The following is a 16,927-nucleotide window of genomic DNA, read 5'->3' as shown; positions in this document are numbered from 1 at the left end:
GGGGCGGTTCAGTCCTTCACTGCGCCGGCGGTGACCCCGGCGGCGACGTAACGTTGGGCCACGATCAGGAGGACCGCGGCGGGAACGGATGCGACGACTGCGGTCGCCATGATCGCGTTCCACTGCTGGTTGTTGTTGCCGATGTATCGGTAGATGCCCATCGTGATCGGCTGCAGCCCTCCACCGCCGTCGACGGTGGAGGCGAAGATGAAGTCGGACCACGCCCAGAGGAACGCGAACAACGACACGGTGACGATCGAGTTGCGGCTCACGGGCATGACGACGGACCTGAACGTGCGCCAGTGCCCGGCGCCGTCGATCTTCGCGGCCGAGAGGAGCTCGTTCGGGATGCCGCTCATGAATGCGGTGAAGATGAGCACTCCGAACGGCACGGCGATGGTCGAGTCGGCAAGGATCAGCCCGGGGATGGTGTCGAGCAGCCCGAGATTCAGGTAGATGACGTAGAAGCCCATCGCCATGACGACGGCCGGGATCATCTGCGCGATGAGCAGGATGAAGCTGAGCGCGCCACCGCCCTTCGGCCGCAGCTTGGCGAGCGAGTACGCGGCGGGCGCCGAGAGCGCCACCGTGAGCACCACCGTGCCGAGGCCGATCACGAGGCTGGTCGCCAGGAACGGGAACTGCTCCGAGAACACCTGCCGGTACCCGTCGAAGGTCGGGTCTACGGGTAAGAGGTTCGGTGGAGACTTGCGCATGTCCTGCGTCTTGGTCAACGAGACGTTGATCATCCAGTAGACCGGGAACAGCATGAGTGCCGTGAACACGACGCCCAGCAGGATGCGCCACCAGGACTTCTGCACGCTCATGAGATATCCATTCGTCGCTGCACGCGGATGTAGATGAGCCCGAACACGACAGCGATGACGATGAGCAGGTTGCCCACAGCGGCCGCCGGAGAGAAGTCGGGAAGGGTCGAGCCGAACCCGAGCTGGTAGGCCCAGATCGCGAAGGTCGTGGAGGCGCTGCCCGGCCCGCCCCGCGTCATGATCCAGATGATGTCGAACACCTTGAGCGTGTAGACGAGGCCGAGCAGGATCGTGATCGCCGACACCGGGCGCAACAGGGGGAACGTGATGCGCCAGAAGCGCTGCCAGCCGTTGGCACCATCGATCGATGCGGCTTCGTAAACATCCGCCGGAATGTTCTGGAGTCCGCTGTACATGATGACGAGATTGAACGGGATGCCGATCCAGATGTTCGCGATGAGCACGGCGACGAGCGCCCAGTGCGGCGATGTCAGCCAGTTCACCGACGGCAGGCCGACGGCGTTCAGGAACGAGTTGATGACCCCGGAGTCGCTGTTGAGCATCCATGACCAGGTGGATGCCGACACCAGCAGCGGCAGCAGCCAGGGCACCAGGAAAAGCGCGCGCAGCACTCCCGACAGCCTGAAGCTGCGGTAGAAGAAGACGGCCAACGCCAGCCCGATGGAGAACTGGAAGACGATCGAGACGAGCGTGAAAACGGCCGTGTTCAGAAGCGCCGGCCCGAAGGTGGGACTCGTGATCACCGCGACGTAGTTGTTGAACCACACCCACGGCGCGCTGCCGTCGACGAACGTGCGCACCGAGTAGTCGCGCAAGCTCATGTCGAGGTTCCGCAGGAGCGGGAACGCGTAGAAGACGAGCAGGTAGACGACCACCGGCGCGAGGAACGCCCACGCGATCAGCTGCGCCCGCCTCTTCTCCTTCGCCCGGCTCGAGCGGCGGTCGATTTGCTGCCCGCCGCTCGGGCGGGGAGCGGCCTTATCGGCCGTTCCCCGCGCGGTCGGGGGTGCAGCTGTCTCGGGTGACATCTGCATCACTGGCATCTCTTGTCTTCCGGGCCCGCGATCACTTCGTCTTGGACGCCGCCGCGGTCTGCGCGGCCTTCATGGCGTCACTCGGCGTCTGCGAACCGGAGAGGGCGTTCTGCACGGCTCCCCACATCTGCTGCGAGATGATCGGGTAGTTCGTGCCGAGGTTGTCGCCGGTCCTGGCCTTCGCCGTCTGCACCGCGTCCACCCACGGCTTGAGGCTCGGGTCCGCGGCCAGCTGCTTCTGCTGCACCGTCTTCGTCGCGCCGATGTAGTTCAGCGTGTTGACCGTGTTCACGACGTTCGTCGAACTGGTGAGGCAGGAGACGATCTTCGCCGACGTCTTGTACCGCGACGAGTCCTTCTGCACGGGAATCGTGAAGAACTCACCGCCGGTGGGCGCTGGAGCCGCCGTTCCGGCCGTCTTCCCTGGAAGCGGAACCACCTTGTAGCCCGCCTGCGCGGCGCTGGCCTTCTGCCAGGTGCCGTTCTCGGAGAAGCCGAAGTCGCCGGTCTGGAACTCCTGCCAGCTCGTCGTCTGCGTGTCGTTGATCACGGAGTTCGGTGCCAGACCCTGCTTCACCCAGTCGGTCCAGAGCTGCAGCGCGGCAACTCCCTGCGACGAGTCGAGCTTCTTCAGGTTCGCGCCCGCACCCCAGAACCATGGCAGGAACTGGAACGAGCCCTCCTCGGTGCCGATCGCCGAGAACGTGATGCCCTTGTGTCCGGATGCCACCACCTTCTGGAGTGCGGCGGTCAGCGTGTCCCAGTCCGTCACGCTGTTGATGTCCACGCCCGCTGCCGCGAGCACCTTGGGGTTGTAGTACAGCGCGAGCGTATTGGCTCCGATCGGAACGCCGTAGGTCTTGCCGTCGATCACACCGGCGCCGAGGATGTTCTGCGCGATGCCGCTGGTCGACAGTCCGTTGTCGGTGGTCGTGGTCAGGATGCCGGCATCCGCCAACGTCGAGACCACCGGGTTGTCGACGAGGAGCACGTCCGGCGAGTTCTTCTGCTGTCCCGCCAGAAGAGCCTTGTTGGTCAGGTCACTCGTGTCGTACGCGGTGCGCTTGATCTTCACGCCCGCGTCGCTGCCGCACTTGTCGATGACCTTCGCCCAGTCCGACGACGCGTTGTACTGCGGGTACGGGTCCCAGAACGTGTAGGTTCCGCCTGCCGAGCTGCCGGATCCTGAACCGGAGCTGCTGCATCCGGCGAGCGCGCCCGCCGTGATTCCGGCCGCGACGACGGCCGCCGCGATGGCACGGACCTTTCGGGTCTTGTCCACGGTATTTCCTCTCTGAAATGTGATCTGTGGTGAGCGGCGTTTGATCCGTGCGCACGCCATCGTGACCGTCAGACAGCTCGAGTGCTGCCCCGGTCGGTGATCTCCGGCGCGACCAGTTCGAGAACGTGGTCACCGGAGAAGTCGGGATCCTGAAGTCGTTCGATCAGGGTTTGGACCGCTGCGCGGCCCAGCTTGTCGGGCGACGATTCCACGGCCGTGTACGGCAGGGAGAACAGCCGCCCGAAGTCTTCGGAGTAGATGCCGACGACGGAGAGGTCGTCGGGCACGCGGATGCCCCGCGTGTGCAGCACGGAGGGCAGCGCGGCGATCATCGCGTCGTTGTGCACGATGAACGCGGTCGCCTCCGGGCGCTCGTCGAGAATGTGGGTCAGCTGCTCGTTCACGCCCGGCTGCTGCGTCTCGCCCGGATAGGAGAACACGCGGATGCCGTGTCGCGACGCCCGCTCGAGTGCCGCGTCGCGGAAGCGCCAGGCATACGCCCCGCCGCGCTCGTACACGTGCTCGTTCGGCGTGATCATCACGACCTCGCGGTGCCCGAGGGCCGCGAGGTGGTCGACGAGCACTCGGCCCGATTCCGCGAAGTCGAGGTCGTAGACGTCGAAGCCCTCGGTTGTGCGCGGTAGTCCGACCATGGCGCCCGGCTGGCGGATCTTGCGCAGCACCGGGAGGCGGTCGTCGTCATGCGCGACGTTGAGCAGCATGACGCCGTCGATCATGTTCGAGGATGCGATGCGCTGTAAGGCATGGGCGCCGTCGGCCTCCGTGACCATCAGAATGTCGTAGCCCGCGGCACGGGCGGCATCCGAGATCGGCAGAACGTACTGCAGCATGGCCGGCGAGAACTCGTCGGGGAGGAACTGCACGAAGAGGCCGAGCACGTGCGTCTGCGATGACGCGAGTGCGCGGGCTCCCGCGTTCGGGGCGAAGCCGAGGTCGGCGATCGCCTTCTCGATCCGGTCGCGCGTCTCCTGCGCGATCGGTCGCTTTCCGGAGATCGCGTACGACACGGTGCTGGCCGAAACACCCGCATGGCGGGCGACGTCTGCCATCGTGGTCATCGTTTCTCCTCATCGTCGAAGCGCGTCGATGCGAGTGTAAACACGTCTACGTACGGCCGCAACTCGCCTGCTGTATTCCCTTGATTTCAGCGGGGATTGCAGCATTCGCAGCGCTGGCGGTGCTCATCATCGATTCATCGATGCGCTTGCGTAGGCCCTTGACGCGCACGATGAGCGAGCGTTACCGTCGTGCTCGGCGCCGCACGGAATACCGAGTGCCAGTTCTCTCCAGAGCAGGAGCAGGAAATGATTCGCACCTCCCATCGATTGCCGGGCAGCGTTGCCGCCGTCGGCGTAGCGGTCGCGCTGGCCGCAGCCGCGCTCGCGACGTCGCCCTGCGCATCCGCCGAGCCCACGGCAGCGAGCACGCTGGTCGTCAGCGCCGATCAGACGTTGCGACCCGTGACTCACGTGGCCTCCGGCTCGCTTTACGGGCTGGCGACAGCGACAACGCCGGCCGACTCCCTTGTCGAGCCGCTGCATCCGAACACGTTCGTGCAGATGGCCCCCGGCGGATCGCAGCTGCCGAACGGGGAGCCCTCCCCCGCCGGCGACGCGCTCAAGGTGGCACCCGAGGCGGCGAAAGCCGGCGCGAAGGTCGTCGTGCGCATGTCGGACTGGTATCCGAACTTCCCGTATCGCTGGGTGAGCTGGCCGGACTGGCTGAACGCCGTCGACACGCAGGTGAAGGCGGTGCAGGCATCCGGAGCCACGAACATCTCGGCGCTGGCGCCGTGGAACGAGCCCGACTGGACGTGGAACGCCGCCGCGGCCGGGCCGTTCAACGACTTCTGGACCCGAACGGTGCGTGAGATCAAGTCGCTCGATCCCACGATTCCGATCCAGGGACCGAGCTACTCGGACAACATCTCGGGAATGAAGAGCTTTCTCGAGAACGCTGTCGCCACCGACACCGTGCCCGACATCATCGCCTGGCACGAGCTGGAGAGCTCGAGCAAGATCGCCGGTGACATCCAGACCGTCACCTCGATCGAGAAGAGCCTGGGCATCACGCCCCGGCCGATCGCCATCGAGGAGTACGCGACCCCGTCGGAGGTCGGCGTACCCGGTGCCCTGGTCGGCTACATCGCGAAGTTCGAGCGTTACGGCGTGAACAACGCGGAGCTCGCGTTCTGGAACCACTACGGAACCCTCGGCGACCTCCTCACCGACACCGGAGGATCGCCGAACGGCGCCTACTGGCTCTACACGTGGTACGGCGCGATGACCGGGAACATGGTCGTCACGACGCCGCCGGCGAACAGCGGGCTGGATGGCGCGGCATCCGTCTCGCCCGACAAGAAGAGCCTGGACGTCATCTTCGGCGGCGGCTCCGGATCGACAGCGGTCAAGGTGACCGGGCTGAAGTCGCTGCACCTAGGTCGCAACGTCGACGTGAAGCTCGAGTACACCCCGTCGAAGGGACGCACCACGGCCGTGGCCGGTCCCATCGCAATCTCGGACACCACCTACCGTGTCTCCGACGATGGCTCGATCACGGTCCCGGTCGCGATGAACGCCAGCTATGGGTATCACCTCGTCGTCTCGAAGTCGACGAAGGCGAGCGGGATCTCCGGCACGTACAGCGTGACCAACGCGAACAGCTCGCTCGCACTCGCACCTTCCGCAACCTCGGGATCGGATGCCGTCGTGCAGGCGGATGCGAACGAGTCCGCCTCCCAGCGCTGGACGATCTCGCCAGCGCTGAACGGCCTGTACACCATCACGAACCAGGCGAGCAGTCTGCGGCTCGGCATCGACGGCACGGATCCGGGGTCCGGGGCAGTCCTGCAGAAGCCGTCGTCGGCATCCGGTCAGCTCTGGCAACTCATCCCAGACGGGGCTGGGCACGACAAGATCGCCAACTATGACAGCGGCCTCGTGCTCGGTGTGGTGGGGCGGAGCACGAACTCGGGCGCCGCGGTGATCCAGTGGGCGGATGGCCAGCTCACCTCCGCGTGCTCGGCTACCGGTCCCCGCACCCCGGGCAAGATCGGCGGCGCGGTCACCCTGTGCGGCAACGGCGAATACGTCAGCATGCCGAACGGCATCCTGAGCGGGCTCTCCGGCGACTACACGATCTCGGCGTGGGTGAACCCGTCGGCAGACACCCAGTGGTCGCGCGTCTTCGACATCGGCACAGGAACAACGGACTACGCCTTCCTCACCGCGAACGCCGGTTCGGCCCCTCGATTCGCGATCACCACGAGCGGTGCGGGAGGTGAGCAGGTGATCAACGGCACGTCACAGTTGCCGCTGAACACGTGGTCGCTGCTCACCGTGACGGTGTCGGGCACGACCGGAACGCTGTACGTGAACGGCACCGCCGTCGGCACGAACACGGCCATGACCGTGCACCCGAGCCAGCTAGGTGCCACCACTCAGGACTGGATCGGACGTTCCGAATACAACGATCCCTATCTGAACGCGGCCGTGGATGACTTCAACATCTACGACCGGGCGCTCACGGCGTCCGACGTGGCGGCACTGGCCGGCGGACAGGCCGGAGCCGGGGATGTTGTGCACTATGCGTTCGACGAGACAGGCGGAGCCACCGCGGACGACTCATCGGGCAACGGCCGTAACGCCACCATCGTGTCGAACCCGGTCTCGACCGGCTCGAACGTGGAGTCGCCCGACCAGCTCTGGACGCTGACGAGGATCTCCGGATAACCGAGCCGGCCGGGGAAGAACCACCGGCATCCGCTGGTTCAGCAAGGTGTGAACGACTTGCTCCGCCGGGCGACCGTCGTCGTCATCGGCGCCGGTCAGGCCGGGCTGTCGGCCGCGTACCACCTGACGAGGCGGGGGTTCTCCAGCGCGTTGGAGAACCCCCGCCTCGAGCGGACGTACGTCGTGCTGGATGCGAATCCCGCGCCCGGCGGAGCGTGGCAGCACCGCTGGCGGTCGTTGAAGGTCGCCACCCTCAACGGGATCTTCGCTCTGCCCGGTTATCCGTCGCCCGCCTTGGATCCTCAAGAGGAGAGCCGTGTCGCCGTTCCGCGATACTTCGCCGGCTTCGAACGGGAACACGACCTCGCGATCCTGAGGCCGGTGGCCGTCTCGTCGGTGCGGCGCGCCGACGACGATCCGGATGGCGACCTCATCGTCAGCACGGACCGCGGTGGGTGGATAGCCCGCGCCGTCATCAATGCGACCGGCACCTGGGACAACCCGGTGCTCCCCCACTATCCCGGCCAGGAGACGTTCCGCCGCCGACAGCTGCACACCCGCGACTACGTCGCACTGGAGGAGTTCGCGGGGCAGCGTGTCGCGGTCGTCGGCGGCGGCATCTCGGCGATCCAGCAGCTCGAGGAGATCTCACGCGTCGCCACGGTCTTCTGGTACACCCGGCGTGAGCCGACGTTCATCGAGGGGCACTTCGAGCCGGAGACCACGGGCCGCGCGACCATCGCCAAGGTGGTCGCCGACGTCGAAGCCGGCCGCCCGACCGGGTCCGTCGTCTCCTACACCGGCCTCGGCTGGACGCCTTACGCTGTCGCGGCGCGAGACCGCGGTGTGCTCGTGCGCCGACCCATGTTCACGCGTATCGAGCCCCACGGGGTACGCGAAGCCGACGGCACCTTCACGAGCCTCGACGTCATCCTGTGGGCGACCGGCTTCAAGGCATCCCTCGATCATCTTTCGCCGCTGCAGCTGCGCAATGAGCTGGGCGGCATCCGGATGCTCGGCACTCAGGTCGCGACGGATCCGCGCATCCATCTCATCGGCTTCGGCCCCTCGCAGTCGACCGTGGGCGCGAATCGTGCGGGGCGGGATGCCGTCCGCGTGCTCGCGAAACACCTTGCGGTCGAGCCTGCCGCCAGTCTCCCGTGATCACCCCTGCCCGCGACCTTTCGCCGCGTGCAGACGTCTTGCCGCGCTGAGCCAGCTCCGCCTCGCGACGGTTCAGCCGTGACCCTTCTTCTTGCCGTTTCCGTTTCCGTGATTCCCCTTCGGCTTGCCAGGGCCCGGAACCACCGGCGGAGTGGGCGTCGGGCTCACGGTGACGACGACCGTGGGCGCAGGAGTGTGCGCGGGTGTCGCCGGATGCTGTCCGGCGCTTAAGAAGGACCACGCGAGGACCGCGCCCGCGAGGACAACAGCAGCGATGACGACCGCGATGGCGACGGCGATGGGCCTCCTGCGCGACGGTGCGACGGCCGGAGGCGCCTCCTCGACGCAGTCTTCGGGCCCCAGGCGAATGGTGGGCGCGTCCGACGAGGAGGGCAGCAGCAAGGTGGGCGCAGCCGTCAGAATCGCGGTCGGCCCGCCGTCTCCTCTCGAGGAGAGCTCCCCTGGGGGTCCCAGCGCGTCGAAGGATGCAGCCAGACGCGCGGCCGCCGGACGCTCGCCCGGGTCCCGGGCCGTCATCGAACGGAGCAGCGCGCCCCAGTCCGCCGAGAGGCCGGCCGGCAGCACGGGATCCCTCGCCAGCCTGGCGACGCTCGACTCCACGGCAGGACCGGGAAACTCGCGATGCCCGGTCAGGCACTCCAGTACCACGAGGCCGAGCGAGTACACGTCGGTCGCCGGGCCTACCTCGCTGCCCGACACCTGCTCCGGGCTGAGGTACCCGGCCGTCCCGAGCACCAGGCCCGCGGTCGTGAGCTTCTCGGATCCGATGAGCTGCGCGATACCGAAATCGACGAGCTTGACAGAGCCGCCGGCATCCTCGATCAGGATGTTCTCCGGCTTCACGTCGCGATGCACGATGCCGCGACGGTGCAGATACTCCAGCGCCGCACCGAGCTCACGGCCGAGGCGGCGCGCGAGATCAGGATCGGCACCCTCGCGTTCGATGCGCCGCCGCAGCGACTCGCCCTCGATCAGCTCCATGACGAGGAACGCCGGCCGACGGTCGTCCGGACCTGCCGGCCATTCCGCGTCGAACAGCGTGGCCAGGTGCGGATGGCTCGCCGCGGCGAGCACGTGCGCCTCGCGCAGCCGGCGCTCCGGGTCGGAGCCGATGGCGCCATCCGCACTGAACACCTTGACCGCGACCGGCCGGCGGAGCTTCTCGTCCCACGCCCGGTAGACGGTAGACATGCCGCCTCTGCCCAAGGCTGCGCCGAGACGGTAGCGGCCTGCCAGCAGCACCGGCTCGGCCGGGTCTGGCTCAGGCATCCGTCTCCTTCCGATCGGCTCTCCACGATACGGGTACGAGGTGGACGTCGTCGCGGATCGTCGTCGGCCGGACCTCAGAGCTCGTACAGGGCATCCTCCGTGCCCGCTGCGCTGTACGAGGCAAGGAGCATGAGCTTCTCGGCGCTTTCGCTGCCGGGGTCGGCATGGTGGATGGCCAGGACGAGACTCCGGACGGAATCGCCGACAATGAGCTTTTCGCGGTTGAGTGTGAGTGGTCCGACGAGCGGATGGTTGAAAGTGATCGGCCAGTTCTGCCTGAGCTGCACGTCGGATTGCGCCCACAACGTGCGGAACCTGTCGCTGGCGAGTGAGAGCTCCCCGACGAGTTCGATGAATCTGGCGTCGTCGGTGTCGGAGCCGACCGAGCGTCGGAAACCGGCGACGAGCCGCGCCGTCGTGTCTTCCCAATCGGGAAACAGGTCTCGCTCGTCCGGGTCGAGGAACATTGCGCGGAGCCGGTTCTCGCCGGGCACCAGACGGGGTGAGAGCGCGGTTGCGAGCGGGTTGGCGGCCAGCACGTCGAAGTAGCGGCCCTCGACGAATGCCGGGAGGTTGATGGATGCGAGGAGCTTGGCGATGCCCTCAGGAACGCTCTCGCGCCTGGGGCGGTGACGCGGCCCGCTGGTCGCAGGCGTGGCGAGGGAGAGCAGATAAGCGGTGCCGGTGGCGTCGAGCCCGTACACGCGGGCGAGGGACTGAAGGATCTGCCGGGACGGGTTCTGGTCGCGGCCCTGCTCCAGGCGTAGGTAGTAATCGACGCTGATGCCCGCCAAGAGCGCCACCTCCGCGCGGCGCAGCCCGGGCACGCGCCGATTTGCGCCTCCCGGCAGCCCGACCTGCTCGGGCCGCACGTGTGCTCGCCGGGCACGGAGGTAGTCGCCAAGCATGTTGTTCTGCTTCGACTCCACGGCTTCATGCTAGGCACGCGGATCGGGCTGGTCGTGACCCTGCGAGTACCACTGTCAGCAGGGTCTACTCATGCGATTCGAGGTCGGGCGAGCATCGAGGGGTCGGTCCAGAGCATTCACGCGAACTCCGTTTCCGGGCAAGCTGAGTCGACACCCCCGTGAGAGTCCGAAAGGAACCTGCATGTCACGAATCGCGTTGATCACTGGCGGAAACCGCGGCATCGGCCGCGCGTCCGCCTATGCCCTCGCCGAGGACGGGACGGATCTGATCATCACCTACCGCTCGAGCCCGCATGAGGCTGAAGCGGTCGTCGCGGAACTGACCGAACGCGGCAGAACCGCCGTCGCCCTTCGCCTCGACATCACCGACGACGAAAGCTTCCCCGAGTTCGGCGAACGACTACGCGAGCTCCTGCACGACCAATGGGACCGCGAAAGCTTCGACATCCTCGTCAACAATGCCGGCTTCGATCGCGTGACGCCGTTCGGCAAGACGGATGCGGCCGCGATCGACGCGCTCTACTCGGTCCACGTCAAAGGCCCCATCCTGTTCACGGAGCGACTCGCTCCGCTGATCGGCGACGGGGGCCGCATTCTGTTCACCTCCTCGGGCCTCACCCGATACGTCGCCAATCCCGCCTACTCGGTCTACGCGTCGATGAAGGGCGCCATCGAGATCTACACGAAGTATGCGGCGAAGATCCTCGGTCCCCGTGCCATCGCGGTCAACGTACTGGCGCCAGGAGCGACGGCGACGGACTTCGCCGGCGGCATCATTCGCGACGACGAGCAATATCGGGCGATGATCACGTCCAACCAGGCTTTCGGCCGTGTGGGCGAACCGCAGGACATCGGCGGCGCGGTGCGTACCATCACCGCGCCCAGCGCCGGCTGGATCACCGGGCAACGCATCGAGGCATCCGGCGGGCAAAGCCTCTGAACACCTGCGCCCCCGCCTGCCCGCGAGAGCGGCTCGCAGGATTCCGGGCATCCGATACGAATGGATGGAGAAATGACTGACACTAGACCGCGACTCGCGCTCATCACCGGCGGAAGCCGTGGCATCGGCCGCGAGACCGTTCTTGCGCTGGCAGCTCGCGGCGTTTCGGTGATCTTCACCTACAACACCGACAGGGAGTCGGCGGACGAGGTCATCCGGGCTGCTGGCACGAAGGAGGCGAAGGTCACCGCGCTCCAACTCGACGTCGCGCAGCTCGAGCAACTGCCGGGTTTCGTCGAACAAGTCGACGCCGAACTCACCGAACGCGGAACCGACAAGCTCGACTTCCTCATCAACAACGCCGGTGTCTGGCACACAGCCTCCTTCGCCGACACGACCGTCGACGAGTTCGACCGGCTCCTTTCGGTCAACGTGCGCGGGCTGTTCTTCACCACGCAGGCGCTTCTGCCGCTGCTGCGCGATGGCGGCCGCATCCTCAACACCTCCTCCGGCCTGGTCCGCTTCGTCTTCCCCGGAAAGGCCGCCTACGCCATGAGCAAAGGCGCGATCGAGCCGCTCACCCGCTACCTCGCCGCCGAGCTCGCCCCTCGCGGCATCCGCGTGAACTCCATCGCGCCCGGCGCTACCGCTACCGACTTCAGCGGCGGCGTCATCCGTGACGACCCCGAGTACCGTGCGCGAGTGGGCGCGATCACCGCGCTGGGCCGGCCTGCCGAACCCGAGGAGATCGCGGCTGCCGTGGCTGCGCTGCTCTCCGATGACATGGCGTGGGTCAACGGCGAACGCATCGAGGTTTCCGGGGGGATGCGCCTCTAGGCATCGAACGCACCGTACGCCCGGCCGCTCGTACCCTCTCGTCAAGACTTGAGGGCCACCTCGAAAACCTCGGAGCTCGGCGACTCCAACTGGGCTTCCGCCTTGACCTGGTCGCGGATCGACGCATTGCTCGATTCCAACCGCCGGAGATCGGCCTCGGTCTCCCAGAAGGAGATGACGAGAGCCTTTCCGTTGTCGCGATCGGTCAGAAAGTAGAAGTCTCGGAAGCCCGAGAGCGTCGGCGCGGCATCGAGTTGCTCGCGTGCGAGCTTCTCGAGCACATCGAGCTTCTCGGCCGGCGTTTGGATGGTTTGCACTCGTGCGAACATGGTCACTCCTCTGTAATGAGACACGATCGTCTCATTTTGATGCGCCTCCGTCCACTGCCGATACACTCTCCTCGCAACTAGATCGAGGACCGTGATGGTGACCAAGAGCGAGACCGTGCGCGGCCGAACGAAAGCCGCGATCATCGACACCGCTGTGAACATGCTCGCCGCGCGGGGCGACGCCGCGAGCATGGACGAGATCGCCAAGTCGGCCGGGATCGCTCGGGCGACTCTTTACCGCTACTTTCCGAATCGCGAGCGGCTGCTGAGCGCGATGGCAGCCGCGACTGTTGATGAGCTTGCGTTGCGCATCGAGGAAGCCCAGCTGGATGCCGTGCCCTTCGAAGAGGGCGTGGCTCGCCTTTCCCGCGCCATCATTGCCACGGGCAGCAAGTTCGTGGCGCTCAATGCCGACAGCGCAACGTACAGGACGACGCATCCCGACTTCGACAGCCGGGTGACAGCACCGATGCGCGCTTTCTTCGCTCGCGGAATCGCCCACGGTGAGTTGAGAGGCGATCTCCCCGCCGACGTTCTACTCGACCTGTTCTCCGGCCTGATCAAAGGGGCGCTCGGTGCAACGGCACGCGGACACCGAGGCATTGAAGAGACGGCGGCCGCCGTCACCTCCGTCTTCCTGGGCGGAGCACGCGTGCCACCGCGATCATGATCGATGAAACGAACAGCGCTTGACGCCGGCGAAGATCGCCTTCGGGTGCGGGCATCACCTTCGGTACCAGCGGAATCCGAGAGGTCATCTCGCGTTCTCGTCTTCGCGCACGGAATCCGGATGCCTCCACCTACGCCGACCTCGTCGGACGAAGCGCTACGGCGTGAGCTCGAGGATGCCTGCCTCTTCGAGGACGGTGATCGTGCAGTCGGCGGACCAGGCGAGGTGGTGGTCGAACGACTCGTCTCCGCTTGACGCGGCACTAGGGTGCCTGCAAACGGATCCTCTTGCGGGCGCTATCGAGTGGATAGGGTCACAGGGTGTCGCTGACCTTGATGTGTGGGCTTTCGTTCTCGGGGAAGAGCACCCTGGCTGGGCTGTTAGCTGATGCCCTGGACGCCGACCTGCTCAGCTTGGACGCTATCAACGCCGAACGAGGGCTCGATGGTGGCCAGGGCATCCCGCTCGAAGAGTGGGCGCGCACGAACGATCTCGCCCAGGCTCGCGCTACCAGCGCTCTCGAAGCTGGGCGCGCTGTCGTCGTGGATGACACGGGATCGCCACGATTCATTCGAGATGGGTGGAGGAAGGTCGCGGCAGAGTCCGCCACGAGTTTCTCGATTGTCTGGGTCCAGATCGACACGGAACGGCAACGGGAACGGCTTCTCGCTAATCGCGTTGCCGCGGGTCGCCACGATGTAACGGATGACGTGATAGCGGCGCACGTGGCCAGCTTCGAGGCCCCGACAGACGAGAACCCTCTGATTGTCGACGCGGACGACACCATGAACCCGGAGACCGTCGCGGAGATCACCAGGAGTATCCGCCAACGCGCTCCCTGAAGGATCCTCTCAACTGCCCCTTCGCGCTCGACGAGACGTAGAACACGGCATCGAACACAGCCGGGCGGCGCACCGGCGACGCGGGCTGCGTGACCTTCACGTGGATGCTTTCTCCGAAATCAACGAGCCCGAACTTCCGCGGCCAACATTCGACGAACAAGCCGGTCGGTTCCTGTCGAAGATCGCCGGAATCACCCTGAACGAGAATTGCTCTTCCTCATTCGACCGATGACGCATCGCCGCATCTACTTTCCATCTTGGCAACTAGATGCTAGTTTGTCCTGCATGGACGAGAACGATCCCAGCGAGGCGGCCGGCCAGGCTGACGATGCCCTCGCCGCCTACCGCGCCTCCAGCCGACCTCCCCTCCCGTTGCCTGCCGCTCTCGTGAGCGCCGTGGCAGCAGGGACGGGTATCGCCCTCCTCGGACAGCCTTTCCAGGGCTTGCCTCGCGCGGGATTCCTCGCGCTGGCCATTGCCCTGCTGCTGATCGCGGGCGCGATCCCCACCGTGATTCGCCATCGGTCGGGGCTGCACGGCTACCGGGGTCAGGTCAGACGCGACAATGTGGTCTTGACCATCTGCACCGTCGCCCTCTTGGTGATCGGGCTGACGGCCACCCCGACCCTCGGCGTGATCTACGTCGGTCTCGGAGTCGTGGCCGCCGTGACCTGGTTCCTCACCCTGCGCACCCGATTCGGCGCCCCCGCTGGATTGCCCCATGGATGACACCGCCGGTCTCGACACCACCCTCAGCTCACCCGTTCGACTGCGCATCGCCGCCTATCTCGCCGGATGCGACACGGCCGATTTCGCCGCCGTTCAGGCCTACTGCCAGATGAGCGCATCCAATCTCTCGAAACAAGTGACAACCCTCACCTCCGTCGGCTACGTCGAGGTACGCAAGGTCGCCTCCGGCCGATACCCCAAAACCACGCTCGCGCTCACTCCCGAAGGCCGCGACGCACTGACAGGGCACGTTGCCCGACTTCGCCACATCGCGGAAGAGGGCGTGGCCAACGGCGAACAGCACCTCACCAAGCCATAAGAGCCGCGCCGTGAAGCTGCCGCCCACGTGCGGGAAGCCGAGTCAGATCGGTCAGGCCCGCGGGCGGCGGAGGGCGTCGAGCATCCGGGCGGGCATCCGGGTCAGTGCTGCCGTGGCTTCGTCCTCGAGGGCGGTCAGGTCGTGGACTTCGTCATCGGTGAGCTCTGCGGCGACGTCGGCGGCTTTGAGGTTGTCGCCGAGGTGGGCGATGGACGTGGTGCCCGGGATCGGCACGATGACCGGGGAGCGGCGCAGCAGCCACGCGAGCGCGATCCTCGTCTCGGGGACGTCGAGTCGGTGGGCTGGTCGACTGAGAGCGTCGAGCTCTCCGATAACGCCCGTGGCGAGCGGGTAGTACGGGACGAACGCAATGCCGTTGCGTTCGCAGGCCTCGAGGACTTCGACCCCTGAGCGATCGATGAGGTTGTACCGGTTCTGCACGGCAGCGATCGGCGCGACCTGCTGTGCCTGGGCGAGCAGTGGAGATGTCGCGCCCGAGATCCCGATGCGGTCGATCTTGCCCTCCTGGTGAAGGTCGACGAGAACGCCGAGGCTGTCTTCGAGCGACACCTCACCGCCGATAGACCCGGCACGTCCCTCGCTGTCGCCCCAGAGCCGCAGGTAGGTCAGGTCGCTCCGCTCGGCGCGGAGGTCGAGGAGGGCGTCCTCGACCTGGGCGCGGATGGTCTCTGGCCGACTGTCGGTGACCCATTCACCGTGCGGGCCCCGTGTCGCGCCGACTTTGTTGCCGATGAGGACATCGTCGCCGAACGGGGCCAGCGCGGCGCCGATGAGTTGGTTCACCGTGCGAGGTCCGTACGCATTGGCTGTGTCGAAGAATCGCACCCCGTGCTCGACGGCGTACCGCAGCAGCGCGATCGCGGTGTTCGGATCGGCAGGCAGGCCGATGACGCGGGGCCCGGTCAGCTGCATGGCGCCGTACCCGAGGCGCGACACGGTCACGTTCCCGAGGCTCAGGGTCGGATCGAACCCAAAGTGCTCGGCCGTGCCGGTCATGGTCTGGGTGCTTCCGTTGGCGCCTTTGCGGCTTCGTCGGCGATGCCGCGAAGCCATTGCGCGAGGAGCGCCGTTTCTGCGGGGGTGAACTGCGGGGCGCGATTCGGAAGATCCCGAAGCAGCGCGCGGGCGGCCCGCTCCGGCGGAATCTTCGTCGGCGGCTGCCCTGTGAGCTGTTCGATCAAGGCGTCACGGATTGCCTTCACGGCCGGATCTGTGATGGGCCGGTGCTGCCGATTCATCTGTGTAACGCATCCGATCGCTGTCGCGGTCGTCACCGACGCTGCCGTGGCGACGTCGATACGCAACAACCCCGCGTCGTGCATGCGAGTCAGAGCGGCCTGCAGGTGCTGGTCGGCGGTCTCCGCTGCGGCGCTGCACCGGCCGGGCGCATACATGAGGGCATACAGAGCCGGGTTGGCGATACCGAACTCGACGTGCAGATCCCAACCGGCGCGGAAGTCCGCAACGAGCTCACCAGTGCGGAGCATGGCCTCCTTGCGGTGCAGGTACTCGGCGAACGCCTGCTCCACGACCACGTCGAGAAGACCCTCCTTCGTCCCGAAGTGGTGGTACAGCGTCGGAGCCGCCACATCGGCCGCTTCGTACAGTTCACGCGTGCTGGGCACCTCCGCAGGCCGGATAGAGAGTAGGTGGGTCGCAGCGTCGAGAAGCCGTGTTCGTCCGGAGGTCATGTACCGACGATACATAATTGGGCAAGCAGAAGCTACCGTGGATATAGATCTCCTGCGGATACTCCGCCGTCTTGCTCGCAAGCCGGACCCACCGAGCATCGACCGCGTGTCGCCTCCACGTGGGCGTGGGCTAAATCCTCCGATGCACGTAAGACCCCTAGGTGAGTAGCGGGCGCGGGGCTTGAGGGTGCGTCTCGTAGCGTGGTGTCACTTCCCGCGGGGTTCTCGTCGTCGTTGACGTAGGAGGGCCATCGTGGGATGACCAGTTGTTTCCGGCAAGAAGCAAAGCGAGATCCCACGATGACCGATA

Annotated in this window: 18 protein-coding genes; 9 read left to right on the top strand and 9 right to left on the bottom strand. The window is 66.3% G+C overall.

The features are described 5' to 3' along the window. Positions 1-8 precede the first annotated feature (8 nt). The 4 genes from ACYVII_RS17345 to ACYVII_RS17330 all read right to left on the bottom strand — a co-directional run bounded on the left by ACYVII_RS17345 (position 9) and on the right by ACYVII_RS17330 (position 4,183). Positions 9-827, bottom strand: a complete 819-nt coding sequence (locus tag ACYVII_RS17345; RefSeq protein WP_460537441.1) for a carbohydrate ABC transporter permease — start codon at positions 825-827, stop codon at positions 9-11. Further along, a complete protein-coding gene (locus ACYVII_RS17340; protein WP_460537439.1) occupies positions 824-1,822 on the bottom strand; it encodes a carbohydrate ABC transporter permease in 999 nt (332 codons plus the stop codon). The genes ACYVII_RS17345 and ACYVII_RS17340 overlap by 4 nt, the downstream gene beginning before the upstream one ends. Positions 1,823-1,853: 31 nt before the next feature. Next, positions 1,854-3,104: a sugar ABC transporter substrate-binding protein gene (locus ACYVII_RS17335; protein WP_460537437.1), complete on the bottom strand. Its 1,251-nt coding sequence runs from the start codon at positions 3,102-3,104 to the stop codon at positions 1,854-1,856. A gap of 68 nt (positions 3,105-3,172) precedes the next feature. Beyond that, entirely contained in the window at positions 3,173-4,183 is a 1,011-nt protein-coding gene (locus tag ACYVII_RS17330) for a LacI family DNA-binding transcriptional regulator (protein ID WP_460537435.1), read from the bottom strand. Between the two features lie 246 nt (positions 4,184-4,429). On the opposite strand from ACYVII_RS17330, the gene ACYVII_RS17325 reads away from it, so the two are divergent. Continuing rightward, positions 4,430-6,856, top strand: coding sequence for a LamG-like jellyroll fold domain-containing protein (locus tag ACYVII_RS17325; protein ID WP_460537433.1), 2,427 nt, complete (start codon positions 4,430-4,432; stop codon positions 6,854-6,856). Positions 6,857-6,904: 48 nt separating this feature from the next. Continuing rightward, entirely contained in the window at positions 6,905-8,020 is a 1,116-nt protein-coding gene (locus tag ACYVII_RS17320; protein WP_460537431.1) for an NAD(P)-binding domain-containing protein, read from the top strand. A 72-nt stretch (positions 8,021-8,092) separates the two neighbouring features. Here the strand turns inward: ACYVII_RS17320 and ACYVII_RS17315 are convergent, their stop codons facing one another. Then, the gene (locus ACYVII_RS17315; protein WP_460537429.1) at positions 8,093-9,310 is read right to left on the bottom strand and encodes a serine/threonine-protein kinase; all 1,218 of its coding nucleotides are present in this window, start codon (positions 9,308-9,310) and stop codon (positions 8,093-8,095) included. Between the two features lie 74 nt (positions 9,311-9,384). Next, complete coding sequence (locus ACYVII_RS17310; RefSeq protein WP_460537427.1) at positions 9,385-10,239, bottom strand: helix-turn-helix transcriptional regulator; 855 nt, start codon at positions 10,237-10,239, stop codon at positions 9,385-9,387. A 181-nt stretch (positions 10,240-10,420) separates the two neighbouring features. Here ACYVII_RS17310 and ACYVII_RS17305 point away from each other — a divergent pair, with 181 nt between their 5' ends. Continuing rightward, a complete protein-coding gene (locus ACYVII_RS17305; protein WP_460537425.1) occupies positions 10,421-11,179 on the top strand; it encodes an SDR family NAD(P)-dependent oxidoreductase in 759 nt (252 codons plus the stop codon). Between the two features lie 72 nt (positions 11,180-11,251). Next, a complete protein-coding gene (locus ACYVII_RS17300; protein ID WP_460537423.1) occupies positions 11,252-12,016 on the top strand; it encodes an SDR family NAD(P)-dependent oxidoreductase in 765 nt (254 codons plus the stop codon). A 41-nt stretch (positions 12,017-12,057) separates the two neighbouring features. Here the strand turns inward: ACYVII_RS17300 and ACYVII_RS17295 are convergent, their stop codons facing one another. Further along, positions 12,058-12,537, bottom strand: a complete 480-nt coding sequence (locus tag ACYVII_RS17295; protein ID WP_460537422.1) for an antibiotic biosynthesis monooxygenase family protein — start codon at positions 12,535-12,537, stop codon at positions 12,058-12,060. Between ACYVII_RS17295 and ACYVII_RS17290 the strand changes: the two genes are divergently transcribed. The 5 genes from ACYVII_RS17290 to ACYVII_RS17270 all read left to right on the top strand — a co-directional run bounded on the left by ACYVII_RS17290 (position 12,536) and on the right by ACYVII_RS17270 (position 14,905). Next, positions 12,536-13,015 (top strand): TetR/AcrR family transcriptional regulator, encoded by a 480-nt coding sequence (locus ACYVII_RS17290; RefSeq protein ID WP_460537420.1) that lies wholly within the window; start codon positions 12,536-12,538, stop codon positions 13,013-13,015. The genes ACYVII_RS17295 and ACYVII_RS17290 overlap by 2 nt on opposite strands. 120 nt (positions 13,016-13,135) lie before the next feature. After that, positions 13,136-13,270 carry a hypothetical protein gene (locus ACYVII_RS17285; RefSeq protein ID WP_460537418.1) on the top strand — a complete coding sequence of 45 codons (135 nt, stop codon included), beginning with the start codon at positions 13,136-13,138 and terminating at the stop codon, positions 13,268-13,270. A 65-nt stretch (positions 13,271-13,335) separates the two neighbouring features. Beyond that, positions 13,336-13,857, top strand: a complete 522-nt coding sequence (locus ACYVII_RS17280; protein ID WP_460537416.1) for a P-loop nucleotide/nucleoside kinase family protein — start codon at positions 13,336-13,338, stop codon at positions 13,855-13,857. A gap of 285 nt (positions 13,858-14,142) precedes the next feature. Then, positions 14,143-14,586: a hypothetical protein gene (locus ACYVII_RS17275; RefSeq protein WP_460537414.1), complete on the top strand. Its 444-nt coding sequence runs from the start codon at positions 14,143-14,145 to the stop codon at positions 14,584-14,586. Next, on the top strand, positions 14,579-14,905 hold the full coding sequence (locus ACYVII_RS17270; protein WP_460537412.1) for a transcriptional regulator: 327 nt from the start codon (positions 14,579-14,581) through the stop codon (positions 14,903-14,905). The genes ACYVII_RS17275 and ACYVII_RS17270 overlap by 8 nt, the downstream gene beginning before the upstream one ends. A 51-nt stretch (positions 14,906-14,956) precedes the next feature. Here the strand turns inward: ACYVII_RS17270 and ACYVII_RS17265 are convergent, their stop codons facing one another. Together ACYVII_RS17265 and ACYVII_RS17260 are read right to left on the bottom strand one after the other, a co-directional pair. Then, a complete protein-coding gene (locus ACYVII_RS17265; RefSeq protein ID WP_460537410.1) occupies positions 14,957-15,922 on the bottom strand; it encodes an aldo/keto reductase in 966 nt (321 codons plus the stop codon). Continuing rightward, complete coding sequence (locus tag ACYVII_RS17260; protein WP_460537408.1) at positions 15,919-16,617, bottom strand: TetR/AcrR family transcriptional regulator; 699 nt, start codon at positions 16,615-16,617, stop codon at positions 15,919-15,921. Before ACYVII_RS17260 ends, ACYVII_RS17265 begins: the two co-directional genes overlap by 4 nt. Positions 16,618-16,927: the final 310 nt, after the last annotated feature.

Source organism: Humibacter ginsengiterrae (genome assembly GCF_054780115.1).
Note: the sequence above shows the minus strand (reverse complement) of the source record. Positions and strands in the feature narration are given on the sequence as shown.